Source organism: Nesterenkonia halophila (genome assembly GCF_009467795.1).
Classification (GTDB): domain Bacteria; phylum Actinomycetota; class Actinomycetes; order Actinomycetales; family Micrococcaceae; genus Nesterenkonia; species Nesterenkonia halobia.
Genome location: NZ_WIAX01000009.1, coordinates 40,417 through 65,732, shown reverse-complemented (window position 1 = coordinate 65,732; position 25,316 = coordinate 40,417). Strand labels below are relative to the sequence as shown.

General features: G+C 71.1%; 24 protein-coding genes. 4 read left to right on the top strand and 20 right to left on the bottom strand.

All coding sequences use genetic code 11. The features are described from left to right. Positions 1–206: 206 nt before the first annotated feature. From arfA to GCL72_RS04715, 11 genes are all read right to left on the bottom strand, one after another. Positions 207–1,757, bottom strand: coding sequence for an arabinosylfuranosidase ArfA (arfA, locus tag GCL72_RS04765; protein WP_153143569.1), 1,551 nt, complete (start codon positions 1,755–1,757; stop codon positions 207–209). 111 nt (positions 1,758–1,868) lie between these two features. Continuing rightward, complete coding sequence (locus GCL72_RS04760; protein WP_153143568.1) at positions 1,869–2,759, bottom strand: carbohydrate ABC transporter permease; 891 nt, start codon at positions 2,757–2,759, stop codon at positions 1,869–1,871. After that, positions 2,759–3,736 carry a carbohydrate ABC transporter permease gene (locus tag GCL72_RS04755; protein WP_153143567.1) on the bottom strand — a complete coding sequence of 326 codons (978 nt, stop codon included), beginning with the start codon at positions 3,734–3,736 and terminating at the stop codon, positions 2,759–2,761. The genes GCL72_RS04760 and GCL72_RS04755 overlap by 1 nt, the downstream gene beginning before the upstream one ends. After that, a complete protein-coding gene (locus tag GCL72_RS04750; RefSeq protein ID WP_153143566.1) occupies positions 3,733–5,049 on the bottom strand; it encodes an extracellular solute-binding protein in 1,317 nt (438 codons plus the stop codon). Before GCL72_RS04750 ends, GCL72_RS04755 begins: the two co-directional genes overlap by 4 nt. Positions 5,050–5,182: 133 nt before the next feature. Beyond that, positions 5,183–6,238: a LacI family DNA-binding transcriptional regulator gene (locus GCL72_RS04745; RefSeq protein WP_246161015.1), complete on the bottom strand. Its 1,056-nt coding sequence runs from the start codon at positions 6,236–6,238 to the stop codon at positions 5,183–5,185. Positions 6,239–6,319: 81 nt separating this feature from the next. Continuing rightward, entirely contained in the window at positions 6,320–7,252 is a 933-nt protein-coding gene (locus tag GCL72_RS04740) for a GNAT family N-acetyltransferase (RefSeq protein WP_246161014.1), read from the bottom strand. Then, the gene (ispG, locus tag GCL72_RS04735) at positions 7,206–8,375 is read right to left on the bottom strand and encodes a flavodoxin-dependent (E)-4-hydroxy-3-methylbut-2-enyl-diphosphate synthase (RefSeq protein WP_153143564.1); all 1,170 of its coding nucleotides are present in this window, start codon (positions 8,373–8,375) and stop codon (positions 7,206–7,208) included. Before ispG ends, GCL72_RS04740 begins: the two co-directional genes overlap by 47 nt. A gap of 132 nt (positions 8,376–8,507) precedes the next feature. After that, positions 8,508–9,530: a sugar phosphate isomerase/epimerase family protein gene (locus GCL72_RS04730; protein WP_170289559.1), complete on the bottom strand. Its 1,023-nt coding sequence runs from the start codon at positions 9,528–9,530 to the stop codon at positions 8,508–8,510. Positions 9,531–9,633: 103 nt separating this feature from the next. Continuing rightward, positions 9,634–10,815, bottom strand: coding sequence for a Gfo/Idh/MocA family protein (locus GCL72_RS04725; protein WP_343030141.1), 1,182 nt, complete (start codon positions 10,813–10,815; stop codon positions 9,634–9,636). Then, positions 10,788–11,939, bottom strand: a complete 1,152-nt coding sequence (locus GCL72_RS04720) for a Gfo/Idh/MocA family protein (RefSeq protein WP_153143562.1) — start codon at positions 11,937–11,939, stop codon at positions 10,788–10,790. The genes GCL72_RS04725 and GCL72_RS04720 overlap by 28 nt, the downstream gene beginning before the upstream one ends. Before the next feature lie 87 nt (positions 11,940–12,026). Continuing rightward, positions 12,027–12,758: a sugar phosphate isomerase/epimerase family protein gene (locus tag GCL72_RS04715; protein ID WP_153143561.1), complete on the bottom strand. Its 732-nt coding sequence runs from the start codon at positions 12,756–12,758 to the stop codon at positions 12,027–12,029. Positions 12,759–12,907: 149 nt separating this feature from the next. Between GCL72_RS04715 and GCL72_RS04710 the strand changes: the two genes are divergently transcribed. Then, on the top strand, positions 12,908–14,146 hold the full coding sequence (locus GCL72_RS04710) for an ROK family transcriptional regulator (RefSeq protein ID WP_153143560.1): 1,239 nt from the start codon (positions 12,908–12,910) through the stop codon (positions 14,144–14,146). 122 nt (positions 14,147–14,268) lie between these two features. On the opposite strand, the gene GCL72_RS04705 is transcribed toward GCL72_RS04710, so the two are convergent. Both GCL72_RS04705 and dxr read right to left on the bottom strand, forming a co-directional pair. Then, positions 14,269–15,792 (bottom strand): M50 family metallopeptidase, encoded by a 1,524-nt coding sequence (locus GCL72_RS04705; RefSeq protein ID WP_153143559.1) that lies wholly within the window; start codon positions 15,790–15,792, stop codon positions 14,269–14,271. 4 nt (positions 15,793–15,796) lie between these two features. Further along, positions 15,797–17,227 (bottom strand): 1-deoxy-D-xylulose-5-phosphate reductoisomerase, encoded by a 1,431-nt coding sequence (gene dxr / locus GCL72_RS04700; protein ID WP_153143558.1) that lies wholly within the window; start codon positions 17,225–17,227, stop codon positions 15,797–15,799. 220 nt (positions 17,228–17,447) lie between these two features. On the opposite strand from dxr, the gene GCL72_RS04695 reads away from it, so the two are divergent. Then, on the top strand, positions 17,448–17,915 hold the full coding sequence (locus GCL72_RS04695; RefSeq protein WP_153143557.1) for a GNAT family N-acetyltransferase: 468 nt from the start codon (positions 17,448–17,450) through the stop codon (positions 17,913–17,915). A 79-nt stretch (positions 17,916–17,994) separates the two neighbouring features. Beyond that, positions 17,995–19,035, top strand: a complete 1,041-nt coding sequence (locus GCL72_RS04690; protein ID WP_153143556.1) for a Gfo/Idh/MocA family protein — start codon at positions 17,995–17,997, stop codon at positions 19,033–19,035. Here GCL72_RS04690 and GCL72_RS04685 read toward each other — a convergent pair. Next, positions 19,023–19,553, bottom strand: coding sequence for an SRPBCC domain-containing protein (locus tag GCL72_RS04685; RefSeq protein WP_153143555.1), 531 nt, complete (start codon positions 19,551–19,553; stop codon positions 19,023–19,025). The genes GCL72_RS04690 and GCL72_RS04685 overlap by 13 nt on opposite strands. 229 nt (positions 19,554–19,782) lie before the next feature. Between GCL72_RS04685 and GCL72_RS04680 the strand changes: the two genes are divergently transcribed. Then, positions 19,783–20,136 carry a YciI family protein gene (locus GCL72_RS04680; protein WP_170289558.1) on the top strand — a complete coding sequence of 118 codons (354 nt, stop codon included), beginning with the start codon at positions 19,783–19,785 and terminating at the stop codon, positions 20,134–20,136. Positions 20,137–20,192: 56 nt separating this feature from the next. Here GCL72_RS04680 and GCL72_RS04675 read toward each other — a convergent pair whose 3' ends face one another. The 6 genes from GCL72_RS04675 to rpsB form a co-directional block, all read right to left on the bottom strand. After that, positions 20,193–20,753 (bottom strand): DivIVA domain-containing protein, encoded by a 561-nt coding sequence (locus GCL72_RS04675; protein ID WP_153143553.1) that lies wholly within the window; start codon positions 20,751–20,753, stop codon positions 20,193–20,195. 5 nt (positions 20,754–20,758) lie between these two features. After that, complete coding sequence (locus GCL72_RS04670; protein ID WP_153143552.1) at positions 20,759–21,646, bottom strand: phosphatidate cytidylyltransferase; 888 nt, start codon at positions 21,644–21,646, stop codon at positions 20,759–20,761. Positions 21,647–21,649: 3 nt separating this feature from the next. After that, entirely contained in the window at positions 21,650–22,207 is a 558-nt protein-coding gene (gene frr / locus GCL72_RS04665; RefSeq protein ID WP_153143551.1) for a ribosome recycling factor, read from the bottom strand. 167 nt (positions 22,208–22,374) lie between these two features. Continuing rightward, complete coding sequence (pyrH, locus tag GCL72_RS04660) at positions 22,375–23,148, bottom strand: UMP kinase (protein ID WP_153143550.1); 774 nt, start codon at positions 23,146–23,148, stop codon at positions 22,375–22,377. A gap of 201 nt (positions 23,149–23,349) precedes the next feature. Next, positions 23,350–24,189 carry a translation elongation factor Ts gene (gene tsf / locus GCL72_RS04655; RefSeq protein WP_153143549.1) on the bottom strand — a complete coding sequence of 280 codons (840 nt, stop codon included), beginning with the start codon at positions 24,187–24,189 and terminating at the stop codon, positions 23,350–23,352. Positions 24,190–24,346: 157 nt separating this feature from the next. After that, entirely contained in the window at positions 24,347–25,213 is an 867-nt protein-coding gene (gene rpsB / locus GCL72_RS04650; RefSeq protein WP_153143548.1) for a 30S ribosomal protein S2, read from the bottom strand. Positions 25,214–25,316 lie beyond the last annotated feature (103 nt).

Genomic DNA, 25,316 nt, shown 5'->3' with positions numbered 1-25,316 from the left:
TCCCGGGACGCTGGGGTTCGATGAGAGCCCGTAGACGCCGGAAGACGACGGGCACGGCGCAGAGCCGGCCGCCGACGTCGACGCCCGAACGAGCACTGTTCAGTATGCGCGCCCGCCTCCCCCGCGGCCCTGCAGACGCGCGGGCGGGCCGCAGGTCAGCATCAGCTCACCTGCGGCCCGCCCCGGGGAGACTCGCGTCCCGTCGCTCAGGCGGCGGCCACGTCGAGCTCTACCACGCCCCAGGACATCGCCGGCAGCGTCATGTGCAGCCGCCCGTCCTGCAGTCCGACGTCGGTCAGCGGCTTCAGCCCGACGGCGTCCTGACTGTCGACCAGGTTGGCCGTCAGCCGGTCGCCGCCCTCCGGGACTGCCAGCACCTCGGCGCTGCTGATCGCCGTGGCCTGCAGACCGTTGAGATTCAGGTCCACATCGGCGGCCTCTTCGAGACCGCGGTTGGCCACGAAGAGCACCAGCTTGCCGGCGTCCTCGTCCCAGGTCACCGTCGCATCGACGGCGTCGACGTCGCCGAACTTCTGCGTCGGGACCTGCTCCGAGTCCACGGCCAGCCGCATGATCTGCCCGCGGGCCTTGGCCGCGATGCGCGCGAAGGGCCAGAAGATCGACTGGCGCCAGGCCGGACCGTCCTCCTCCGAGCGGATCGGGGCGATGACGTTGACCAGCTGGGCCTGGTTGGCGATCTTCACCCGGTCGCCGTGGCGCAGCAGCGAATGCAGCAGCGTGCCGACGACGACGGCGTCGGTGACGTTGTAGGCGTCCTCGATCAGCCGCGGGTGCTTTTGCCAGCCCTTGGCCACCTGATGGGGCTGATCCTCGGTGTCCAGACCGGTCTGGTACCAGACGTTCCACTCGTCGAAGGAGATGTCGACCTGCTTGGAGTGCTTGCCGGCAGCCTTGACGGCGTCGATCGTGGCGACCACGCCGTCGATGAAGGCGTCCATGTCCACCGCCTCGGCCAGGAAGGACGCGGCGTCGCCGTCGTGCTCCTGGTAGTAGGCGTGCATGGAGATGTAGTCGACCTCCTCGTAGGTGTGCGACAGCACCGTGTGCTCCCAGCTGCCGAAGGTCGGCATCTGGCGGTTGGAGGAGCCGACGGCGACCAGCTCGATGTCCGGGTCGACCAGCTTCATGGCCTTGGCCGACTCCTGGGCCAGCCGGCCGTACTCGTCGGCGGTCTTGTGGCCGATCTGCCAGGGGCCGTCGAGCTCGTTGCCCAGGCACCACAGCTTGATGTCGAAGGGGTCCTGGGTGGTGCCGGTGGCCGCGCCGTTCTTCCGGCGCAGATCCGACCAGTAGGTCCCCTGCGGATGGTTGGCATACTCCACCAGCGCCCGAGCCTCCTCGACGCCGCGGGTGCCGAGGTTGATCGCCTCCATGATCTCGACGTCGGCCTCGCGGGCCCAGTCGACGAACTCGTGGAGGCCGAAGGCGTTGGTCTCCACCGTGTGCCAGGCGCCGTCGATGCGCACCGGGCGGTCCTCCACCGGCCCGACGCCGTCCTCCCAGCGGTAGCCGGAGACGAAGTTGCCGCCCGGGTAGCGGACCACCGTCGGCCCCAGCTCGCGGACCAGCTGCATCACGTCCTGGCGGAATCCGCGGGAGTCGGCCTGCGGGTGGCCCGGCTCGTGGATGCCGGTGTAGACACAGCGCCCCATGTGCTCGACGAACGAGCCGAAGAGCCGGTGGGGGACCTCCGCGACGGTGAATGCGCGGTCGACGGTCAGATGAGCAGTGGTCATGAGTCTCCTATCCTCACATGATGAATTCGAAAGAGTGTCCGGTGCTGCCGGGATCGGACGGTCCGGGGCGGTCCGCCGCCGGAGCCTCCCCGGCGACGGACCGAGATCGGCTCACTGGCCGCCGAAGCCGGTGGTGGCCACGCCCTGCACGATCTGGCGCTGGAAGAAGAGGAACACCACGATCAGCGGCAGCGCGGCGAGCACCGCCTGGGCCATCACCTGGGCGTACTGCACGCCGTAGGCGCTGATCACCGTCTGCAGACCCACCGGCAGGGTCATCAGCATCGTGTCGTTGAGCACGATGAACGGCCACAGGAAGTTGTTCCAGGCCTGGATGAACACGAAGATCGACACTGCGCCGAGGATCGGCCGGGACAGCGGCAGCACCACGGAGAGGAAGACCCTCAGCCGGCCGGCGCCGTCGACGCGGGCGGCGTCCTCCAGCTCGATCGGCACCGCATCGAAGAACTTCTTCAGGATCAGCACGATCGGGGCCATGACGATCTGCGGCAGGATCAGCCCCCACGGGGTGTCCACCAGGTTGAAGGCGAGCATCTCGTAGTACAGCGGGATGATCAGCACCTGCGGCGGCACGATGATCGAGGCGATCACCGCGAAGAACAGCGCGGTCCGTCCGCGGAAGTGCAGCCGGGAGAAGGCGTAGGCGGCCAGCGCGGAGATCGCCACGGTGATCACGGTGATCACCAGCGAGGTCCAGAGGCTGTTCCACGCCCAGATGTAGACGTTGCCCTCGCCCAGGATCTTCTCGTAGGCCTGGGTGGTCAGCCCGTTCTCGCCGATCAGCGAGACGCTGCCCGAGGCGGCGTCGCCCTCGGTCTTGAATGAGGTGACCACCGCCCAGAGGAAGGGGAACAGCCAGGTCAGGGCCATGACGGCCAGCACGACGAAGGCGGCGATGCGGGCCGGCCCGAAGTGCCGCTCCCCCGGTTTGAGCTGGCGCTTGATGTCAGTGACGTCGGCGACGGAGGTTGCTGTCGTCATCACTGCCCCTTCCGGCGGTTGACGATGGTCATCTGGACGATGCCGACGACGAGGATCAGCGCGAAGAACACGTAGGAGATCGCCGCGGCGTAGCCGAACTCATAGCCGACGAAGCCGGCCTCGAAGATGTACTGCACGATCGGCCGCGAGGTGTCCGAGGAGATGCCTCCGAGCATCTGGTAGGCCTGGTCGAAGAGCTTCAGCGAGGCCAGGATCTGCAGGACGAAGACCACGCCGGTCACCGGCATCAGCTGCGGGATGGTGATCGACCAGATCTGCCGCCAGCGGCTGGCGCCGTCGACGGCGGCGGCCTCGTACTGGACCTCCGGGATGTTCTGCAGCGCGGCCAGGTAGAGCAGGAAGTTGAAGCCCACCGTCCACCAGACCGTCGCGATGGTGATCGAGATCAGATCCAGATGCGGCGTCTGCAGCCAGGCGATCGGGCCGATCCCGACCGCCCCGAGGACCTCGTTGGCCAGGCCGATCTCCGGGTTGAAGATCCAGCTCCAGATCTGCGAGATGACCGTGGATGCCAGCAGGAACGGCATGAAGAAGGACAGCCGCCAGAGCCACTGGCCGGGCAGCCCGGTGTTCACCAGCAGCGCCATGGCCATGGCGATGATCACCAGCGGCACGGTGGAGATGAGGGTGAACCACACCGTGTTGCGGATCGACCCCCACATCTTCGGGTCGGAGAAGGCCTCGGCGTAATTGTCGAAGCCGACCAGGCTGCCTCCGGATCCGGTGAGCGACTGATTGGTGAAGCTCAGATAGAAGCCGTGGATCATCGGCCACACCACGAACAGCAGGAAGGCGGCGAGGAACGGGGCCAGGAAGGCCAGGGCGACCAGCCGATTCTTCTTCCGCGCCCTCCGGGCGCTGGCCTCGGCCTCGGCAGTGATCGGGGCGGCCGGCTCGGTCGTCCCGACGCGGCCCGCCGGCACCGGCGGCTGGGCAGTCTGCGGAGCCATGCTCATGCGTTCCACGTCCCTTCAGGGTCGACGGGGTTCGGCTCGGCGAGGATCTCGTCCACCATCGAGCGCAGGCTGTCCACCGCCTCCTGATAGCCGGAGCCGCTGAGGATGGCGCTCTGGACCGCCTGGCCGAAGTCGGCCTGGAAGTTCGCCCCCGAGCCGGTGAACCAGGCCTTGGGGTCGTAGACGATGTGCTCGGCGGCGTTCGCGTAGTTCGCCTGCGGCCGCAGGTCGGCATAGGCGGGCTCCTCGGTCACCGGCACGTAGGCGGGGATGTGGCCGGCCTCGGCCCAGTCGATGGAGCCCTTCAGCAGCTCGGCGACGAAGGCGTAGGTGTCCTCGCGCTTCTGCGGGTCGGGATCCTGCTGATGCGGCAGCACGAAGGCGTGCGAATCCGCGTAGGTCGTCAGCTCGCCGAAGACCGGCGGGATCATCTGGATGTTCACGTCGATGCCGGCGTCCTGCATCGTCGGCAGCTCCCACACGCCGGAGAAAAGCAGTCCGCTGTCGCCTCCGGCGAACTCGGCGATGCCCGAGTCGATGGTGCCCTGGCGTGCGGCGATCTCCCCGTCGACCAGCTGGTGCATCATCTCCAGCGAGTCCTTGGCGGCTTCGTCGTCGATCTCCGCCGGCCCGCCCTGCGGGAAGGACATCTCGGCCCCGTGCTGGGCGTAGAAGGTGTAGAAGAGCCGCCACATCTGCGTGCCGTCGGAGATGAAGCCGTAGGACAGGGCGTGTCCCGTGGAGGCGGCGGCGACCTCGCGCAGCGCCTCGAGGAAGGCGTCGGGCGAGTTCACCTGCGGGAAGCCCCCGTCCTCCAGGATTCCGGCCTTCTGCAGGACCTCGCGGTTGGAGAACATCAGGAACGGGTGGGCGTCGAGCGGGACGCTGTAGAGCTCGTCGCCGACCATGCTGTTGTTCCAGATCGGCGTGGTGAACGTGTCCTGGCTGACGCCGAGCTCGGCGAGCCGGCCGGTGTCCCAGGGATCGAGCAGCCCGCCGGGGACGTAGCCCGGCACCCGTGAGGAGTGCATGATGGCCACCTCCGGCGCGCGACCGCCCGAACCGGCCATGGCCAGCTTGGTGTAGTACGGAGTGCCCCACTGCAGCACTGTCGGCCGGACGTAGTAGTCGACCTGGGATCCGTTGATGCGGTCGAGCATCTGCTGCATGGTGATGCCGTCGCCGCCGGCGAGCAGATGCCAGAACTGCAGCGTGGCGGTGCCCGGCGGTCCGCCGGTGGGTGCGCAGCCGGCCAGAGCCCCGGCGCCCGCGAGGGCCCCGACTCCGCCGAGCAGCTGTCGTCTGGTGATCATGGAACTGCCATCCTCCACTCATCGTGCCGTGATGTGGCTGACAGTGATCTTACATCGTTGTAAATGGTGAGGCAAGACACATGCATTCCAGATCGTCACCATTGGAGGAGACGCGGCCCGCCGGGGCCGGCTCTCAGGCCGGCCGGTGGCCGCGCGGCGCCGCGCCGGGATCCCCGGTGCTGCCCCGGACGATGAGCCGATGCGCGATCGGCTCGGCCCGCGTCGCTCGGCTGCGATCGTCGAGCCGGGCGGCCAGCAGGTCCAGCGCCGCGACGGCATAGTCGTGATGGTCGAAGCCGACGGTGGTCAGCGGCGGGATGCTGTAGGCGGCGTGCTCGACGTCGTCGAAGCCGGAGAGCAGCACGTCGTCGGGGACCGACAGTCCATGCCGGTGGAGCGCATGCCGCGCGCCCATGGCGATCGAGTCGGTGAAGGCCACGATCCCGTCGAACTCCACGCCGGCGGAGACGAGCTGCTCCACAGCCTCGGCGCCGCCGCCGATCGACCAGGGCCAGACCCCCAGCTCGCGCTCCGGGGCGGAGGACAGCCCCGCCGCGGCGTGCGCATCGCGGAAGCCCTGCAGGCGCAGTCGCGCGGTCGCCGTCGCCCGTTCCCCGTGCTCGGCGCCGCCGAGGGCGACCAGGCGCCGAGCTCCGCGGGAGAGCATGTGGGCGGTGACCTCCTCGGCCGCGCGGCGCGAGTCGATGAACACCCGGTCGGTCCGCGTCTGCTCGACCTCGCCGATGAGCACCACCGGCGGCAGGCTCTCCTCGTGCTCGACGGCGCTGTCCTCCAGCCGCACCGGGTTGAGGATGAGGCCGTCGATCAGATGAGCCCGCGCCCGGGAGACCAGATCATGCTCGCGATCCGGCTCGGCGGCGGTCTCCTCGATCTGCACCGCCTGGCCGCGCCGGTGCGCCTCCTGGACCACGGCATGGGTCAGGTCGGCGGAGAAGGCGGTGGACAGATCCGGCAGCGCCAGGCCGATGATGCCGGTGCGTCCATTGCGCAGCGTGCGGGCGCTGAGATTCGGGACGAAGTCCAGCTGCCGCATCGCATCCTCCACGCGCTGGCGCGTGGGCTCGCTGACCTGGGCCGAACCGGTGACCACGTTGGACACCGTCTTCGGCGAGACGCGGGCCAGCGCGGCGACGTCCTTCATCGTGGCGCGGGGACTGCGAGGCGGCATGTTCGCCAGCATATCCCCGACGACCGCCGGCGCAGGCTCGCACCCAGGCCGGTCGAGGGTCGGTCGAGGGCCGCAAAGGATTCAGAACAGGATCGTGGAGAAGGTCCCGACCTGTTCGAAGCCCACCTTCCGATAGGTGCGCAGCGCGGCGTCGTTGTAGCTGTTCACATACAGGCTGACCGTCGGGGCCAGCTGCAGACCGTGCTCGACGACGGCGGCCATCCCGGGCGCGGCCAGGCCGCGGCCGCGGTCGGCGGGACGCACCCAGACGCCCTGGACCTGGACCACATGATCGGTGACCGCGCCGAACTCGGCTTTGAAGACCACCTCGCGAGTGACGGGATCGAGCAGCACCATCGCGTGCCCGTCGGCGATCAGCCGACGGATCCGCTCCTGGTAGCCGGCCGCGCCGTGCCGATAGGGCGAGAAGCCCAGCTCTTCGGTGAACATCGCCGCGCAGGCCGGCTCGACGACGTCGAAATCCTCCGGCAGCGCCGGGCGCACCCCGTCCAGCGGGGCGACGTCGGGGGTCCGGTCTGTGGCCATCAGCGGCTGCACCCCGCGGATGTCGCGCGGACTGCGCCAGCCGGCGGCGTCGAAGAGCTCCAGCACCGCCGCGGACGGACCGTAGATGGACGAGACGCGCCGGCGCATCGCCCCGATGGCCAGCCCGAAGCGCTCGGCGGCGTGCTCGTCGGCTCCGACGGGGTTGATGTTCGAGCCCACCCAGCAGGCGGCGTCCAGCTCGCCGGCCGCGCCGCCGCGGGTCTCGGCGTCGATGCCCAGGAAGAGCGGACCGCCGCGGCCGTCCGCGGGGCCGGCCCCTCCCCGGGCGGCGAGCGTGGTGACCACTGAGGCAGAGGAGATCGGCTCTGCGTCCAGCAGGCGCCGCAGAGCCGGGGCGTCGTCCTCCTCGAGGATCCGCACCGCCCCGTCGGCGGCGGCGCGGATCCGCGCGGCGAGCGTGTCAGCTGACGGAGACCACAGGGGCACCCGCTGCCGGAGCATCTCCATCGGTGTCGAGATCCATCTCCTCCGCGAGGCGGTTCGCCTCATCGATCAGCGTCTCCACGATCTGGTCCTCGGGCACAGTCCGGACGACCTCGCCCTTGACGAAGATCTGGCCCTTGCCGTTGCCCGAAGCCACGCCCAGGTCGGCGTCGCGCGCTTCACCCGGTCCGTTGACCACGCAGCCCATCACGGCCACGCGCAGCGGATGCTCCATGCCCTCCAGGCCGGCGGTGACCTCGTCGGCCAGCTTGTAGACGTCGACCTGCGCGCGCCCGCAGGACGGGCAGGAGACGATCTCCAGCTTCCGCGGCCGCAGGTTCAGCGACTCCAGGATCTGCGCCCCGACCTTGACCTCCTCGGCGGGCGGGGCCGAGAGCGAGACACGGATGGTGTCGCCGATCCCCTGCGACAGCAGCGAGCCGAAGGCCGTGGAGGACTTGATCGTGCCCTGGAAGGCCGGACCGGCTTCGGTCACGCCCAGGTGGAGCGGCCAGTCGCCGCGCTCGGCGAGCTGCTCGTAGGCCTGGACCATGACCACCGGGTCGTGGTGCTTCACCGAGATCTTGAAGTCGTGGAAGTCGTGCTCCTCGAAGAGCGCGGCCTCCCGCACGGCGGACTCGACCAGCGCCTCCGGGGTGGCCTTGCCGTGCTTCTCCATCAGCCGCTTGTCCAGCGAGCCGGCGTTGACCCCGATGCGCAATGAGACGCCGGCGTCCTTGGCAGCCTGGGCGATCTCGCCGACCTTGTCGTCGAACTTGATGATGTTGCCCGGGTTCACGCGCACCGCGCCGCAGCCGGCCTCGATCGCGGCGAAGACGTACTTCGGCTGGAAATGGATGTCGGCGATCACCGGGATCTTCGACTTCTGCGCGATGATCGGCAGCGCCTCGGCGTCCTTGTCGGTCGGGCAGGCCACCCGGACGATGTCGCAGCCGGAGGCGGTCAGCTCGGCGATCTGCTGCAGCGTGGCATTGATGTCATGCGTCTTGGTGGTCGTCATCGACTGCACCGAGACCGGATGGTCGCTGCCGACGCCGACGTCGCCGACCTGGAAGTTGCGCGTCGTCCGGCGCGGTGCGAGCACCGGCGGCGGGGACGCCGGCATGCCGAGGTTGATGGCGGTCACAGACACTCCTGGGATGTGGACTTCTGTCTCTGGTCGGGGATGGACCCGGCTGTCCCCATGGTACGCCGCCCCGCCGAGTCCGGCCCATTCCCGCCCCGTCTCGGGCGCCGCCGGGTGAAGGCGCCGACTCCCCTACTGCTGGGAGAAGGCGGCGTCGAAGGAGGCCTCGGGCTGCTTCCAGAGCAGCTCGCGGATCCGCCCGATCGCCTCGGCGGCGCCGTGCAGCCGGTCCATGCCGGCGTCCTCCCACTCGATGGAGATCGGCCCGTCGTAGCCGATGTGGTTCAGCGCGCGGAAGGCGTCCTCCCAGGGCACGTCGCCGTGGCCGGTGGAGACGAAGTCCCAGCGCCGCCGCGGGTCGCCCCAGGGCAGATGCGAGCCGAGCAGCCCCGCCCGACCGGTGGCCGGGCGCAGTCGGGTGTCCTTGCAGTCGACGTGGTAGATCCGGTCGGCGAAGTCGGTGATGAATCCCACGGTGTCGATGCCCTGCCAGAGCATGTGCGAGGGGTCCCAGTTCAGCCCGAAGGCCTCGCGATGGCCGATGGCCTCCAGGGCGCGCACCGTCGTCCAGTGGTCGTAGGCGATCTCCGAGGGGTGGACTTCGAGGGCGAACTTCACCCCCTGGGCGTCGAACTCGTCCATGATCGGGTTCCAACGGTCGGCGAAGTCCTGGTAGCCGGCGTCGATGACATCGGCCGGGACCGGCGGGAACATCGCCACATACTTCCAGATCTGCGAGCCGGTGAAGCCGACGACGACGTCGGCGCCGAGCTTGCGCGCCACGCGCGCCGAGCGCTTCATGTCCTCGGCCGCCCGGGTGCGGACTCCCTCCGGGTCGCCGTCGCCCCAGACGTAGTCACGCAGGATGGCCTGGTGCCGGAAGTCGATCGGGTCGTCGCAGACCGCCTGGCCGCCCAGATGGTGGGAGATCGCCCAGACCTTCAGCCCGTGCTCCTCGAGGATGTCCAGCCGAGACTGCAGATAGGCATCGTCCTCGTCGGCGCGCTTCAGGTCCAGATGGTCGCCCGAGGCGGCGATCTCCAGCCCGTCGTAGCCCCAGTCCGCCGCCCGGCGGGCCAGCTCCTCGAACTCCATGTCCGCCCACTGGCCGGTGAACAGCGTCACCGGGTGCGAGGCATGCTGCGTGTCGCTCATCGTGCGTTCCTGTCCTGTCGTCGGTGCTGATTCGATGATGTCGTCGTTGCTGACGTCGGTGCTGACGTCAGCCCCGTCGTCGATCCTGCGGGCGCTGGCCCGCTCAGTCCAGGTCCACCCAGCCGCCGTGCTCGGCCGAGGAGACCACTGCGTCGATGACCGCGTTGGCCCGCGCGCCGTCGGCGAAGCCCGGCAGCCCGTGCGGAGCCTCGCCGCCGACGGCGGCGTAGACGTCCCGGGCGAAGGCGGCGAAGGCGTCCAGATACCCCATCGGATGTCCGGCGGGGACCAGGTTCAGCCGCGCGGCATCGTCGGCCAGCGCCGCGGCGTCGCGCGTCACCGTGCGCGAGGCCTCGACGCCGCCGATCCACAGCTCGTCGGGATGCTCCTGGTCGAAGACCACGCTGGTCTCGGTGCCGGCCAGTTCCAGAGTCAGCGCGTTCTTCCGCCCGGCGTCGACCTGCGAGACCATCAGCGAGCCCACCGCCCCGGAGCGCAGCTGCACGGTCAGCGCCGCGGCGTCCTCGGTGGTGACCTCGACGCCGCCGCGCCGCGGGTGGGCGATCGTCGTCGCCGCGGCCAGCCGGACGATCCGGTCGCCGGAGAGGAACTCCAGCAGATCGGCCAGATGCGAGCCGACGTCGCCGAAGGCCCGCGAGCGCCCCGCCGCCTGCGGATCCACCCGCCAGTTGCCGGCCTCGGGGTCGAGCATCCAGTCCTGCAGATAGGAGCCGCGGACGGTGAGCAGTCGACCCAGCTCCCCGGCGGCCACATGGGCCGCGGCCTGCCTAGCCATCGGGTGGAAGCGGTAGATGAAGGGCACGGCGGCGACGACGCCGGCGTCGACGGCCCGCGCGGCCAGGTCCTCGGCCTCGGCGGCGTCGAGGGCCAGCGGCTTCTCGCAGACCACGTGGCGGCCGGCCTCCAGCGCGGTGCGCACATGCCCGGCGTGGGCGGCGTTGGGCGAGCAGACGTGGACGACGTCGACCTGCTCGACCAGCGCTGCGACGTCGTCGACGGCGGCGGTGCCCAGCTCTGCCGCGGCCGCGGCGGAGCGTTCGGGGCTCGAGGAGGTCACCCCCACCACCTCGGCGCCGGCCGCGCGGGCGGCATGGCTGTGCACGCGCCCCATGAACCCGCCGCCGACGATGCCGACTGTCAGCTTCTGCATATCGAGTACCTCTCTTCTCTGCGCGTCGGATCGGCGCGGACGGCCTGCCGGCCCGCGGCCCGGGAGATCGTCGGAGTCGGGACGGGTCAGAGCGTGCGCTCGGTGGGGTCCCACCCGTCGGGCAGCAGCGCGGAGGGCTCGACGGTGGAGCTCACCTCGACGAACTGCCCCGACGCGGCGGCCTCTGTGATCGCGACCATGACGTCCAGGGTGTGGAAGGCCAGCTCCCCGGGGACCCGCTCGGCCTCTCCCGAGCGCAGGCAGCGCGCCAAGTCGGCCGCTCCGGTGCCGCGGGTGGTGAAGGTGCCGGTCGGCTCCACGGTCCGCGAGGCGCCGTCGCCGGTGTGCAGCGTGGTCTCGCCGCCGAACTCGTTGGGGTCGGGGAAGACCGCCGTGCCCTCGGTGCCGGCGATCTCGACGAAGCCGGCGCGCGGCAGCTTCGAATCGAAGCTGAAGACCGCCTGCGCGCTGGAGCCGGACTCGAACTCGATCAGCGCGCTGTGATGCGTGGGCACCTCGACGGCGAACTCGGTGCCGGCCTTCGGCCCGCTGCCGATCACCCGGCTGTCCCGCGCCGTCGACGACGTCGCCGCCACCCGGCGCACCGGGCCGAAGACCTGCACCAGCGTGGTCAGGTAATAGGGGCCGACGTCGAAGAGCGGTCCGCCGCCGCGGGCGAAGAGGAACTCCGGGCTGGGGTGCCAGGACTCCGGGCCCGGCACCTGGAAGAGCGCCAGGCCGGTCAGCGGCGTGCCCACCGCCCCCTCGCGGATCTGCCGCAGGGCGGTCTGCAGCCCGGCGCCGAGGAAGGTGTCCGGAGCGACGGCGACGCGGACGCCGGCCGCCTCGGCCGCATGCTTGAGCTCGCGGCCGGACTCGCGGTCCAGCGCGTAGGGCTTCTCGCCCCAGACATGCTTGCCGGCGGCGATCGCCTGCTTCGCGACCTCGACGTGGACGGCAGGGATGGTCAGGTTGACCACGATCTCGATCGCGTCGTCGGCCAACAGCTCCTCATAGCTGCCCGAGGCCGGCACGCCCCAGTCGGCGGCGCGCTCGGCGGCGCGGGAGGCGTCGATGTCGGCGATGAAGCGCACGTCGAGGTCCGGGAACCGGGTGAGATTGCCCAGATACTGCTCGGAGATCGTTCCGGCGCCGACGATGCCGACGCCGACGGGGCCCGGGCCGGCGGATCCAGCGGCGGGGCGGGCGGCGGGCTGCGGGCTGGTGCTGGTGTTCACGCGGGGGGTGCTCCTTCGAAGCGGTGATCGGGCAGTGAGCGCGATGATGAGCGCGATGCTGAGCGGCGGGCGAGGCCGGCGTCCGGGTCAGGCGAGGTCGGCGAGGAAGCGGCGGCTGGCCTCGACGGCGGCGAAGATCTCGCCGGCGTGGTCGTCCAGCTCGACGACGGGCAGCGCCTGCGGCGCGGCGGCGAGGATCTCGGCGACGGGCAGGTCTCCGGAGCCGACGGCGACCTGGTCGGTGTTCTCGCGGGTGCGCGGGCCGTCCTTCACGTGCAGGGCCACCACCTGCTCGCCCAGCCGTGACAGCAGCTCCACGGCGGAGACCCCGCCGACTTCGGCCCAGTAGGTGTCGACTTCCAGATCGACCGCCTCGCCGACGGCCGCGGCGAGGATCTCCAGCGCCGGAACGCCGTCGATGCGGTTCTCCACCTCGAAGGCGTGGTTGTGATAGCCGACCCGCAGGCCGCGATCGGCGGCCTGTGCGGCGAGCCCGCGCAGCTCCGCGGCCACGCCCTCGACGTCCTCGCGGGTGGTCCAGCGCCGCGGGTCGATCATCGGGTCGATGACCGTCGAGACGCCGAGGCTCTCGGCGGCGTCGAAGGCCGCCCGGGGGTCGCCGTCGACGAGCTTCACGTGCGCCGTCGGCGCGGTCAGCCCGAGACGGCGCAGCGGCTCGGCCAGCACGGCGGCGCGGGCGTCCAGACCGAAGGGCTCTACCTGGGTGAAGCCGATCGTCGCCAGGCGCTCGAGCGTGCCGGCCGGGTCGGCGTCGAGGGCCTCGCGCACGGTGTACAGCTGGATGGAGGGGGTCTTCATGGCGAGGCTGTCGCTCCTTCGCATCGTGTGATCGGCATCACGGCCGGATTGTTCTCGTCACACTATGCGCACTTCTGTCGGGGGTCAACAGAACTTCGGAAGAAATCGCCGATAATTGGACGAACCGCGTGAGAAGTGTGATTCACTGGATGATCATGGAGACCGACCACCTGCTCCCCAACCCCCTGGGCGCCGGCGGCCCGAGCGGCCCCAGCGGCGTGTTCCAGCTGCTGCGCGACGGCACGCCCAAGACGCGCACCGAGCTCGCCGACCGGACCGGCATGGCTCGCTCGACGATCAACGATCGGCTGGCCGCGCTCACCGAACTAGGCCTGGTCGGCTCGGCCACCGACGGCGCCTCCACCGGCGGGCGACCTCCCCGTCGGGTCGCCCTCCTCCCGGAGTCCCGGCTCGTGCTGGCCGTGGACCTCGGCGCCTCCCACCTGCGCCTGGCGGTCTGCGATCTGCTCAACCGGCAGCTCGCCGCCGCCGAGGAACCGGTGGACATCGCCGCCGGCCCTGAGCAGCTGCTGGGACGGGTGCTGGAGCGCGCCGACGAGCTGCTGACCCGCATCGGCCGCGAGCGCCGGGCGATCATGGCGGTGGGCATCGGCCTGCCCGGACCGGTGCACTTCGGCACCGGCCGACCCAGCCGCCCGCCGATCATGCCCGGCTGGGACGGCTTCGACGTGCCGGGCTGGTTCCGCCAGCACCTGAGCGCGCTGGTGCTGGTGGACAACGACGTCAACATCATGGCCCTCGGCGAGCACAGCCAGCTCAGCCGCAGCGCCGAGCACTTCCTCTTCGTCAAAGTCGCCACCGGCATCGGCGCCGGCATCATCTCCGGCGGACGGCTGCAGCGCGGAGCCCAGGGCATCGCCGGCGACATCGGCCATGTCCGGGTCAGCTCGGGCGACGGCATCTTCTGCCGCTGCGGCAACGAAGGCTGCCTGGAGGCGGTCGCCTCCGGCACACGGATCGCGGCGATCCTGCGCGAGGCCGGCCACCCCGAGATCTCCACCGGCGGCGACGTCGTCCGGCTCGTCGACGCCGGAGACCTCGAGGCCATGGGCGCGGTCCGGCAGGCCGGCCGGGACCTGGGAGAGGTGCTGGCCGCCTCGATCAGCTTCCTCAACCCCGAGGTCATCGCCGTCGGCGGACGCATGGCCGCCGCCGGCGAGCATCTGCTGGCCGGCGTGCGCGAAGTGGTCTTCCAGCGGGCGATGCCGCTGGCGACCCAGCAGCTCGACATCCGCCAGGCCGTCGAGCACCACGGCGCCGGCACGCGCGGAGCCAGCATCCTGGCGCTGCACCACGCCCTCTCGCCCGCCGGCGTCGACGCGCTGGCCGCCGCGGCCGCCTCCTCCCCCGCGCCGGCGGCGGACTGAGGCGGGCTCAGGCGCACTGAGACGCCCCCTCGCGGCGGCCCGGCGGCGCCCCGCTCAGGGGCCGGCGCCGCTCAGAGGTCGGTGTCGCTCAGGGGCGGGCGTCGCTCAGGGGCGGGCGTCGATCAGGGGGCTGTGTCGCTGAAGAGCCGGATCGGCTCGACGATGTCGGCGAAGATCAGCAGCACCCCCATGCCCAGCAGCAGCGCGGCGACCACGTAGGTCAGCGGCAGCATCTTCGACAGGTCGAAGGGCCCGGGGTCGGGCCTGCCGCGCAGCTTCGCCAGCCGACGGCGCAGCGCCTCGTAGAGCGCGCCGGCGACATGCCCGCCGTCGAGCGGCAGCAGCGGCAGCAGGTTGAAGACCATCAGCGCGACGTTGACCCCGGCCACCAGCGAGACCAGCGTGGCCAGCCGCGACTCCACCGGGATCTGGTCCTGGACCGAGAGCTCGCCGGCGATGCGCCCGACGCCGACGACGCTCATCGGCCCGTCGGGGTCGCGCTCGGCCTCGGTGAAGGTCGCCAGCGCGACGTCGTAGAGCCGCATCGGCAGCTCGGCGACCACCCCGAAGACCGCCGTGGACTGGTGGTAGACCTGCGGGCCCGCCTCCCAGGGCGGCTGCCGGACCATCGCCTGGTCGGCTCCGACGCCGATGAAGCCGACCTCCTCGGTGACGATCTCGCCGGCGCCGTCGCGCTCGGCCCGGCCCAGCGCCCCGATGACCGGCCGTTCGGCGCGTATCGGCGTGATCTGCGCGGTGTGCTGCTCGCCGTCGCGCTGGTACCCGATGGAGCTGGTCTCCCCCGCCGCCTGCCGGATGAGCCCGGTGAGCTCGTCCCAGCCGTCGACGTCCGCGCCGGCGAACGAGACGATCTCGTCGCCGGGGCGCAGTCCGGCCGCATAGGCGGGACCGGCGGGGTCGTCGGCGCCGCAGCTCTGCTGCCCGCCGGCGACGGCGTCCTCGGTGGCCACACATTCGTAGACGGTGCGCAGCTGAGTGGTCGGCTCGGCGGTGCCGTGCAGCGAGATCGTGCCGGCGGTGAGCGCCAGCGCGATGACCAGGTTCATCGCCGGGCCGCCGAGCATGATGATGATCCGCTTCCAGACGGCCAGCCGGTGGAACATCCGGTCCTCGTCGCCCTCGCGCAGCTCCTCGGCGGCGGTCTGCCGGGCATCGGCGGAGAGCTGCTGGAACAGTCCGGTGGACTGCGAGGCGACGGTGCGCGTGCCGCCGGGACGTCCCTCCTCGGCGCCCGCGGCTCCGCCGGCGTCTCCTGCCTGCCCCGGCGCGCCGGGGGCCTGGGCGTACTCGGCGGCCCACTCGGCGGGCACGTCCGACGGCGGCGGGTCGTCGACGTCGGCGTCGGCCTCCGATCCGTCCTCCGCGCCGTCGGCCCGGTGCGGCTCCGGCGGCGGGTACATGCCGATCATCGCCACATAGCCGCCCAGCGGGATCGCTTTGATCCCGTACTCGGTCTCGCCGCGGCGCCGCGAGAAGAGCGTGGGGCCGAAGCCGACCATGTACTGGGTGACGCGGACGTTGAACAGCTTGGCCGGCAGCAGATGGCCGATCTCGTGCAGGGCGATGGACAGCGCGATGCCCAGCGCGACGATCAGCACTCCGGCGGTCACCAGCAGGATGTCCATGGGGTCAGCCTCCCACTGTCCGGCGTGCGGCGGCGATGTGCTCCTCGGCCAGCGCTCGGGCCCGCTGCTCGGCGCCGAGCACGTCCTCGAGGCTCGGCGTCGGCGCCGTGCGACCGTCATGGGCGGCGAGCACCTCCTGGACGGTGGCCAGGATGCCCGGGAAGCTCAGCCGTCCGGCGTGGAAGGCCTCGACGGCCTGCTCATTGGCCGCGTTGTAGACGGCCATATGCGTCGGCGAGGCCGCCGCGGCCTGCTTGGCCAGCCGCACTGCCGGGAAGGCCGCGTCGTCGAGCGGCTCGAAGTCCCAGCTCATCGGACGCGTCCAGTCCACCGGCTCGTCGACGGCGGCCAGCCGGTGCGGCCAGGACAGCCCGAGGGCGATGGGCACCAGCATCCGCGGCGGCCCGGCCTGGGCCAGCGTGGAGCCGTCGCGGAACTCCACCAGCGAGTGGATGATCTGCTGCGGGTGGACCACCGGGACGATGTCATCCAGCGGGACGTCGAAGAGAAGATGCGCCTCGACGACTTCCAGGGCCTTGTTGACCATCGTCGCCGAGTTGGTGGTCACCATCCGGCCCATGGCGAAGTTCGGGTGCCGCAGCGCCTGCCGCGGGGTGACCTCGGCCAGCCGGGCGGCGTCCCAGCCGCGGAACGGCCCGCCGGAAGCGGTGATGATCAGCCGGTGCACCTCGCTCGCACCGGGCTGGTGCGGCATATGCGTCGCCGCGCAGAGGCCGCGCTCGTGGCGGCCGGAGCTCAGTGCCTGGGCCAGCGCCGAGTGCTCGGAGTCGACGGGCACGACCTGCCCGGGCCGCTGCACGGCGGCGGCGACCAGCGCCCCGCCGACGACCAGCGACTCCTTGTTCGCCAGCGCCAGCGTGGCCCCGGAGTCCAGGGCCGCCAGCGTCGGACGCAGCCCGACCGAGCCGGTCATGCCGTTGAGCACGACGTCGGCGCCGACGCCCGCACAGGACTCCGCGGCGTCCTCGCCTGTGTGGATCTGGACCTCGTGGCCGACGCCGGCGTCGGCCAGCGCCTCGACCAGCGGCGGGTTCTCCGGATTCTCGGCGGTGCCGCCGTCGACGGCGATGCCGACCACCGCCGCCCCGGTGGCCGCGACCTGGGCGGCGAGCTGCTCGGTGGCGCGGCCGGCGGCCAGCGCGAGCACCTCGAAGCGTCCGGGATTGGCGGCGACGACCTGCAGCGCCTGGGTGCCGATCGAGCCGGTGGAGCCCAGCAGCGCCAGCCGGCGCACTCCGGTCGCCGCCGTGCTGGGCAGGCGCGCGGCGAGGTGCTCGACGGCTGCGGGATCGGCCGCATCGGCCACGGCGGCCGCGACGGCATCGGGATCTGCGGCGGCGGGAGCTGCGGCGGCGTCGGCGGCTGGCGACGGGACGGCGTCGGCGTCGGCGTCGGGATTCCGGGAGGACTGCATGGGGCCATTATCGCCCCGGCCGACGGCGGGCGCGGAATCCCATGTCGGAATCGGTGCGCACGATCGGCGGCACGACCGGTACGCTGGCAGGACACGCAGGGGCCCGTCCCCTGCCGTCGCCGCGCCCGATGACGTGTGCGACCCTGACCGATGCACCGCCCGGCGCCCCGGCCGGTCCTCCCAGCCCATGCCGTGTCCGACCACGAGGAGCCTCATCGCGATGATCACGCTGCGGGAAGTCCAGTCCAGCGACCTGGATCGCTTCTTCGAGTTCCAGCAGGACGCCGACGCCGCCCATATGGCCGGCTTCGCCTCGACGAACCCGTCGGATCGCTCGATCTTCGACCACCACTGGCACGAGCTGCTCTCCTCGGACGACACCATCGTGCGGACCATCGACCTCGACGGCGAGCCCGTCGGATCGATCGCCGCCTTCGAGGACGAGGACTCGCGCGAGATCATGTTCTGGACGGACAAGCGCTTCTGGGGCCGCGGGCTGACCCGCTCGGCGGTGACCCGCTTCCTGGAGGACTTCCCCGAGCGTCCGGTGTCCGCCCGTGTCGTGACGGACAACGGCGGCACGCTGTCCATCCTGCAGGCGCTGGGCTTCCGCGAGATCGGGCGCGAGTCGAGCTTCTCCAACGTCCGTGCCGAAGTCGTCGAGGAGATCCTCCTGCAGCTCGACTGAGGCGTCCGCCGGCGCGCCGGAACCCGCGCCGGTGACGCCGATCACTCCGGCGAGCACCATGCTGGTAGGTTCAGAACCTATGGCTGCACTGCGCTGGGGAATCCTCGGGACCGGACACATCGCCCATGCCTTCGCCGCGGACCTGCAGCTGGCCGGTCGGCAGATCGTCGCCGTGGGTTCGCGCTCGACGGAGTCGGCCGAGGCCTTCGCCGCGGAGCTCGCCGCGGGATCCGGCACGCGAGCCGGTGCAGGATCCGGCACCGGCTCCGCCGTCCCCCGCGCCCACGGCTCCTCCGAGCAGCTGGCCGCCGACGAGGACGTCGACATCGTCTACGTCGCCACTCCACATCCCTTCCACGCCGCGCACGCGACGATGATGCTCGAGCAGGACACCCATGTGCTGGTGGAGAAGCCCTTCACGCTGAACGCCGGCGAGGCGGCCGGTCTGCGCGAGATGGCCCGCTCCCGCGGCCTGCTGGCCATGGAGGCGATGTGGACCCGGTATCTGCCGCATATGGTCAGGATCCGCGAGATCGTCGCCTCCGGCGTCCTCGGCGAGGTCCGCACGCTCTCCGCCGACCACGCCCAGTCGCTGCCCACCGACCCCGAGCACCGGATCAATGCCCTGCCCCTCGGCGGCGGGGCGCTGCTGGATCTGGGGATCTATCCGCTCTCCTTCGCCGTGGACATCCTCGGCCCCGTCGAGCAGGTGAGCGCCCAGGCCCGCGTCGGCGCCACCGGAGCCGACACCGAGGTCGCCACAGTGATGCGTCACCGCGGCGGAACACTGTCGACGTCGCTGTCCTCCTCCCGCGCGGCGGGGCAGAACACCGCCCATATCCTGGGCACCGAGGGACGCATCGACGTCGACGGCATCTGGTTCGCCGACACCTCCTTCACGCACACCGGCGCCGACGCCGCCGTGCACGAGCGCTTCGCCGTGCGCGGCGAGGGGCGCGGCATGCAGCACCAGGCCTTCGCCGCCGAGGCCGCCGTCGCCGACGGCACCTGCGAGGGCTCCGCGCTCGGCCTGGACGAGACGGTGGCTATCATGGAGCTGCTCGACACCGTCCGCGAGCAGATCGGGCTGCGCTACCCCGGCGAGGATCAATCCGGCTGAGCCCCGGCGCCGGCCATCGGCCGGCCGGTCTCCAGCAGCGTCTTCAGACTGGACAGCTCCCACGGCCAGCCGCCTCCCCCGGCCTCGACCTCGTCGGTGCCGGCGACGTCGGCCGCCGTCAGCGGGGACTCCGGCAGCTCGTGGGTCAGCGTCACCCGCGAGACCCCGGCGGGGCCCTCGTCGATCTGCCAGGTCACCCGAGAGGCCGGCTCGTCGTGCCAGGTCGCTCGCCAGTCCAGGGTGAGCAGCCGCGGCGGGTCGACGGCGACCACGGAGCCGGTGACGGCGACGTCGCCCAGGCCCCTCCGCTTCATCGCATCGGTGGTGTGCGCCCAGTAGGGCCCGCCCGGCTCGAGGACCACTTCGACGCGTCCGCCACAGCCGATCCGCTCGGTCAGGTCCGGGTCGGTCAGCGCCGCCCAGACCTGCTCGCGCGGCGCCTCGATGTGGATCAGGTGACGCTGGCTGCCCTGTTGACTGCCCTGCTGACTGCCCTGCTGACTGCTCGGCGAGCTCATGTGGTTCTCCCCGCGGTTCTGCGATCTGTCCCCGGCGCCCGGGGCCGCGGAGACCTCCTGCGCCGGCGACCACCGAGGCGCTCGACCGGGGCGGCCGGTCGGCGCGGTGCGCGGCGTCGGATGCTGACGGCGGCGGGGCGCTCGTGCTCTGATGGTAGAGGCCGCGGCGGCGGTCCGGCCATGGTGCCGGAGCCGGCGGCCGCAGCCCATCCGCGACCAGGAGGTTCCCATGACTCGCCCCACCCACCTGCTGATCCATCGCTTCGTGCCGGGCACCGGTCCTGCCGAGGACGGCGACGAGCAGCGCGAGGAGATGCGCGCCTGGCAGGATCTCGACGCCGAGCTGCGCGCTCAGGGCACGCTGGTCGCCGGCTGGGCGCTGGACGAGTCGACCGTGCATCTCGGGGCGATGTCCGAGCACGATGCCGACGCCGCCGATGCGGAGACGGCCGAGGACCGCAGCATCATCTTCGCCGTCCACGCCGTCGCGGCGGAGGACGAGGCCGCCGCCCATGCCGTGGCCGAGCGGATGCCGCATCTGCACTACGGCTCCACCGAAGTCCGTCCCGTCATGGAGGGGTGACCGCGCCCGCCGGCCGCAGGGAGGCTCGCGCCGCCGTCGCCCGCTGTCAGCCCTTGTCAGCCGACGGAGGCCATGATCTCGGTCATGCGGTCGAGGAACGCGTCGACCTGCGCCTCGTCGTAGCCGCTGGAGCCGTGGGCACCGCTGAAGGAGACCGTGCGGATGTCCTCGACGCTCATCGGGTTCTCGCCGTCCAGATAGCGGCCGAGCTCGCGGCAGAGCCGGTCGACCTCGTCGCGGCGGTAGCCCAGCGCGGCCGAATGCGCCGGCCCGCGGAAGCGCGCGCCGTCAGGCCGTTCGATGCGGCCGCGCAGCGGAGCGGCCCGCTCGGCGAGCAGCTCGTACCAGGCGTCCTCACCGTGCTGGGCGATGTAACGGTCGCGCTCGGCCACGGCGAAGGCGTCCTCGAGCCGGTCCAGCGCGCCGTCGACCTCCTCCGGGTCGTAGCCGCCGGCGCCGAGCATGAAGCTCGCCTCGCGGAACTCGGCCAGCGGCATGCCGGTGCCCGATTCATAGGCCCCGCGGGCCTGGTCCATGAACGCGTCGACCTCGTCGCGGTCATATCCCTTCTCGGTCTCGTCCAGGACGGTGAACAGTGCGGTCTGATGCTGCGCCATGGGACTCAGCCTAATGGAATGCCGGTCGATTGCGGAGACAGCGCCACGATGACGAAGAAGGCGGTGGGCATCGCGAAGACCAGCGAGTCGAGCCGATCCATCACTCCGCCGTGGCCGGGGAGCACATGCGACATGTCCTTCAGCCCCAGCTCACGCTTGACCATCGACTCGGAGAAGTCCCCGGCGGTGGAGACGACGACGACGGCCGCGGCCAGCACCGCGCCGATGTGCGGCGGCTCGTCGAATATCAGCACCGAGGCGAGCACGCCCACTGCGACGGAGCCGAGCATCGAGCCGGCGAAGCCCTCCCAGGACTTCTTCGGGCTGATCGTCGGGGCCATCGGGTGTTTGCCGAAGAGCACGCCCACCAGATAGCCGAAGGTGTCGTTGGCGACGACGAGGAGCACCACCACGGCCAGCCGCCACTGGCCCATCGGCTGATCGATGAGCAGCACGGCGAAGGAGATGAGGAACGGCACCCAGCAGGCGACGAACATCGAGGCCATGATCGAACGTCCGGCGTCGTGGATCCGGTAGATCGCCGCGATCACCGCGATCGCCGCGCAGGTGACCATCAGCGCCAGAGTCAGCGCCTCGACGCCGCCGAAGAAGGCGGCCAGCGGCATGGTCAGCGCGCCGAGGAACAGCGGGATCTTGGGCAGCCGCAGGCCCTGGGTCTCCAGGGCGACGGCGACCTCCCAGGCGCCCATCGCCAGCAGCACCACCGCCAGCAGGATCAGCAGCAGCGGCATGAACACGATCCCCAGCACGGCGGGAATGAGCAGAGCCGCGCCGGTGAGGATGGCCGCGGGGAGGTCGCGCCCCGCCCGCGGAGTGCGCGGCGCGGCCGCCTCCGCGCTCTCGGCGGGTCTCGGGCGCTTCTGACCGATCATCGATCAGACCTCGAGCAGCTCGGCTTCCTTGCGGCGCGTCATCTCGTCGATGCGCTCGGTGTGGGTCTTGGTGAGGGTCTCGAGGTCGCTGTGTCCGCGCTCACCCTCGTCCTCGCCGATGTCGCCGTTCTTCACGGCCTTGGCGATGGCGTCCTTGGCCTTGCGGCGGGCGTTGCGCACCGACACCTTGTGGTCCTCGCCCTTGGACCTGACCAGCTTGGCGTACTCCTTGCGCCGCTCCTCGGTCATCTCCGGCATCACGATGCGGATCTGCTTGCCGTCGTTGGACGGATTGGCGCCCACCTCGGAGTCCGACAGGGCCTTCTCGATCTCGCGCATCGCCGAGACGTCGTACGGGGTGATCAGGATGGTCCGGGCGTCCGGCGTGCTGAAGGAGGCCAGCTGCTGCAGCGGCGTCGGCGAGCCGTAGTAGTCGACCAGCACCTTGGAGTACAGGGAGGGGTTGGCGCGCCCGGTGCGCACCGTGGCGAAGTCCTCGCTGGTCGCCTCGACGGCGCTGTCCATGCTCGCTTCGGCCTCGGTCAGGGTCTCGTCAATCACGTCGCTCTCCTTGAGCTCCTCGAGTCGGTACTGCAGGCACCAGTCTACGTGCCGGTCAGCTGATCAGGCGCATCGCCGGGCGGCGCGGGGACGCTCGTCGGGCCATGTCACGTGGGCCCCTGAGGTCAGGGCCCCCGTGCAGACGCGCAGCGTCTGTGCGGGAGCCCTCAGGGCGTCACCAGCGTGCCGAGCTCCTCGCCCAGCAGCGCCCGGGTGACGTCGCCGTCGCCCTCCATGCCGAAGACGCGCATCGACAGGTCGTTGTCGTTGCACATGGTCATCGCAGTCTGGTCCATCACCCGGATGTTCTGCCGCAGCGCCTGCGAGTAGGTCAGATGCTCGAGCTTCTCGGCCTCCGGGTCGGTCTTCGGGTCCGAGGTGTAGACGCCGTCGACGCCGGACTTGCCCATCAGGATCATGTCGGCGTCGACCTCCAGCGCGCGCTGGGCGCAGACGGTGTCGGTGGAGAAGTAGGGCATGCCGGCTCCGGCGCCGAAGACCACGACGCGTCCCTTCTCCATGTGCCGGATCGCCCGCAGCGGGATGTAGGACTCGGCGACCTGGCCCATGGTGATCGCGGTCTGCACGCGGGTGGCCCGTCCGGCCTGCTCCAGGAAGTCCTGCAGCGCCAGGCAGTTCATCACTGTGCCCAGCATGCCCATGTAGTCGGCGCGCGCCCGGTCCATGCCGGCCCGGGACAGCTCCGCGCCGCGGAAGAAGTTGCCGCCGCCGACGACGACGCAGACCTCGACCTCCTCGCCGACCGCGGCGATCTGCTCGGCGATGCCGCGGACGGTCGCCGGGTCCACGCCGACGCTGCCGCCGCCGAAGACCTCCCCGGAGAGCTTCAGGAGCACGCGGCGGCGCGAGGAGCCCGGCTGCCGGGGCTCGTGGTGGGTGACGGCGGTCTGAGCGGCTGGGGCTGCGGCCTGGTCGGTCATCGGCGGCGGGGTCCTTTCGGCGTCGGCGCGCGGAGCGGTCCGGACATCGGAGGCGGGCATGAGAAGAGGGTGACCACTGCAGTCGAGTGGCCACCCCCTGTCGTCGTGGATCGAGCGTTCTGCCTCAGTGTAGGCATCACGGCCCGGTCCGACGAGGAGCACCGCCCCGCACGGGGCGGTGCTCCGACGTCTCGGCGTCGTTCAGGAGCCGACGCGGAAGCGGGCCATGGCCTGCGCCGCGGTGCCGGCCGCCTCCAGGACCTGGGCGACGGTCTGCTTCGGGTCCTTGGCGAAGGGCTGGTCCAGCAGGACGTTGTCCTTGAAGAACGCGTTCACCCGGCCCTCGATGATCTTCGGGATCGCCTGCTCCGGCTTGTCCTCCGCACGGGCGGTCTCCTCCGCGATGCGGCGCTCGTTGGCCACAGTCTCCTCCGGAACCTCGTCCCGGGTGAGGTGGTTCGGCGCCATCGCGGCGGCGTGCACGGCGACGTCGTGCGCGGCCGTCTTGGCGTCCTCGGAGTCGGCGTCGACGGCGATGAGCACGCCGACCTGGGCCGGCAGGTCCTTGGCGGTCTTGTGCAGGTAGGCGTCGACGGCGGCGCCCTCGACCTTGGCGAGCCGGCTGACCAGGACCTTCTCACCCAGGGTCGCGCCCTCCTCGGTGACGTGGTCGGAGAGCTTCTTGCCGTCGACGTCGGCCTCCAGCAGCTGCTCGAGGGTGTCGACGTCATGGGCCACCGCGGTCTCCAGGACCTGCTCGGCGAGGCCGACGAACTTGTCGGACTTCGCCACGAAGTCGGTCTCGGCGTTGACCTCGACCAGGAAGCCCTTGGTGCCGTCGACGACCTTGGCAACGACCAGGCCCTCGGCGGCCGAGCGGCTCTCGCGCTTCGCGGCGCCCTTGAGGCCCTTGACGCGGATGGCCTCGATGGCCTTCTCGAAGTTGCCGTCGGCCTCGTCCAGGGCCTTCTTGACGTCCATCATGCCGGCGCCCGTGCGCTCGCGCAGGGCCTTGATGTCAGCAGCGGTGTAGTTCGCCATGTCCCGTCCTCCGATGGGGTTCGTAGGGGATGATCTGTGATGGTGTGCGTGCTCCGCAGTCCTCACGCCCGTCCCCGGAGGCGTGGCGCCTTCGGGGACGGGCGTGAGGAACTGACGCGACGAGCGTCGCGCTCGGCGGTCGCGCTCGCGTCGAGCCTTACTCGGACTTCTCGGCGGTCTCCGACTGCTCGGCAGTCTCGGAGTTCTCGGCGGAGGTCTGCTCACCGGCGGACTCGGCCTGGCCGGCCTGCTCGGCGGCGTGCTGCTCGAGCAGCTCGCGCTCCCACTCGGCCATCGGCTCGGCGGCCTGGCCGGAGCCGCCGCCGCGCTTGTCCTCGCGGGCGATGACGCCCTCAGCCGCGGCGTCGGCGATGACGCGGGTCAGCAGGTCCACGGAGCGGATGGCGTCGTCGTTGCCCGGAACCGGGTAGTCGACCTCGTCCGGGTCGCAGTTGGTGTCCAGGATCGCGACCACCGGGATGCCCAGCTTCTTGGCCTCGTCGACCGCCAGGTGCTCCTTCTTGGTGTCGACGACCCAGATGGCCGACGGCGTCTTGGTCAGGTTCCGGATGCCGCCCAGGTTGGACTGCAGCTTGTCCAGCTCGCGGGACAGCAGCAGCAGCTCCTTCTTCGTGCGGCCGGAGCCGGCGACGTCGTCGAAGTCGATCTCCTCGAGCTCCTTCATGCGCTGGACGCGCTTGGAGACCGTGGCGAAGTTGGTGAGCATGCCGCCCAGCCAGCGGTGGTTCACGTAGGGCTGGCCGACGCGCGTGGCCTGCTCGGCGATGGCCTCCTGGGCCTGCTTCTTGGTGCCGACGAACAGGATCGAGCCGCCGTGGGCGACCGTCTGCTTGACGAAGTCGTAGGCGCGGTCGATGTAGGACAGCGACTGCTGCAGGTCGATGATGTAGATGCCGTTGCGCTCGGTGAAGATGTGGCGCTTCATCTTCGGGTTCCAGCGGCGGGTCTGGTGGCCGAAGTGGACGCCGCTGTCGAGCAGCTGGCGCATGGTGACGACGGGCATGGGATGTCCTTTCGATGCCGGGCTTCGAACACGTCCTCACGTGCAGCACCGGCTGAGCTTCTCAGTTGATCGTTGCCTCCCCGGTTCGCCCGGGGCCCTGGCA

Bases quoted from the DNA above. Each gene is read 5' to 3' on its own strand.
- arfA (WP_153143569.1), bottom strand. From the start codon at position 1,757: ATGACCACTGCTCATCTGACCGTCGACCGCGCATTCACCGTCGCGGAG.
- pyrH (WP_153143550.1), bottom strand. From the start codon at position 23,148: ATGACCGACCAGGCCGCAGCCCCAGCCGCTCAGACCGCCGTCACCCAC.
- rpsB (WP_153143548.1), bottom strand. From the start codon at position 25,213: ATGCCCGTCGTCACCATGCGCCAGCTGCTCGACAGCGGCGTCCACTTC.
- GCL72_RS04740 (WP_246161014.1), bottom strand. From the start codon at position 7,252: ATGGAGATGCTCCGGCAGCGGGTGCCCCTGTGGTCTCCGTCAGCTGAC.
- GCL72_RS04760 (WP_153143568.1), bottom strand. From the start codon at position 2,759: ATGACGACAGCAACCTCCGTCGCCGACGTCACTGACATCAAGCGCCAG.
- GCL72_RS04670 (WP_153143552.1), bottom strand. From the start codon at position 21,646: ATGATCGGTCAGAAGCGCCCGAGACCCGCCGAGAGCGCGGAGGCGGCC.
- GCL72_RS04750 (WP_153143566.1), bottom strand. From the start codon at position 5,049: ATGATCACCAGACGACAGCTGCTCGGCGGAGTCGGGGCCCTCGCGGGC.
- GCL72_RS04730 (WP_170289559.1), bottom strand. From the start codon at position 9,530: ATGAGCGACACGCAGCATGCCTCGCACCCGGTGACGCTGTTCACCGGC.
- GCL72_RS04705 (WP_153143559.1), bottom strand. From the start codon at position 15,792: ATGGACATCCTGCTGGTGACCGCCGGAGTGCTGATCGTCGCGCTGGGC.
- GCL72_RS04680 (WP_170289558.1), top strand. From the start codon at position 19,783: ATGACTCGCCCCACCCACCTGCTGATCCATCGCTTCGTGCCGGGCACC.
- GCL72_RS04690 (WP_153143556.1), top strand. From the start codon at position 17,995: ATGGCTGCACTGCGCTGGGGAATCCTCGGGACCGGACACATCGCCCAT.
- GCL72_RS04710 (WP_153143560.1), top strand. From the start codon at position 12,908: ATGATCATGGAGACCGACCACCTGCTCCCCAACCCCCTGGGCGCCGGC.
- dxr (WP_153143558.1), bottom strand. From the start codon at position 17,227: ATGCAGTCCTCCCGGAATCCCGACGCCGACGCCGACGCCGTCCCGTCG.
- GCL72_RS04695 (WP_153143557.1), top strand. From the start codon at position 17,448: ATGATCACGCTGCGGGAAGTCCAGTCCAGCGACCTGGATCGCTTCTTC.
- GCL72_RS04675 (WP_153143553.1), bottom strand. From the start codon at position 20,753: ATGGCGCAGCATCAGACCGCACTGTTCACCGTCCTGGACGAGACCGAG.
- GCL72_RS04685 (WP_153143555.1), bottom strand. From the start codon at position 19,553: ATGAGCTCGCCGAGCAGTCAGCAGGGCAGTCAGCAGGGCAGTCAACAG.
- GCL72_RS04755 (WP_153143567.1), bottom strand. From the start codon at position 3,736: ATGAGCATGGCTCCGCAGACTGCCCAGCCGCCGGTGCCGGCGGGCCGC.
- GCL72_RS04715 (WP_153143561.1), bottom strand. From the start codon at position 12,758: ATGAAGACCCCCTCCATCCAGCTGTACACCGTGCGCGAGGCCCTCGAC.
- GCL72_RS04745 (WP_246161015.1), bottom strand. From the start codon at position 6,238: ATGCCGCCTCGCAGTCCCCGCGCCACGATGAAGGACGTCGCCGCGCTG.
- tsf (WP_153143549.1), bottom strand. From the start codon at position 24,189: ATGGCGAACTACACCGCTGCTGACATCAAGGCCCTGCGCGAGCGCACG.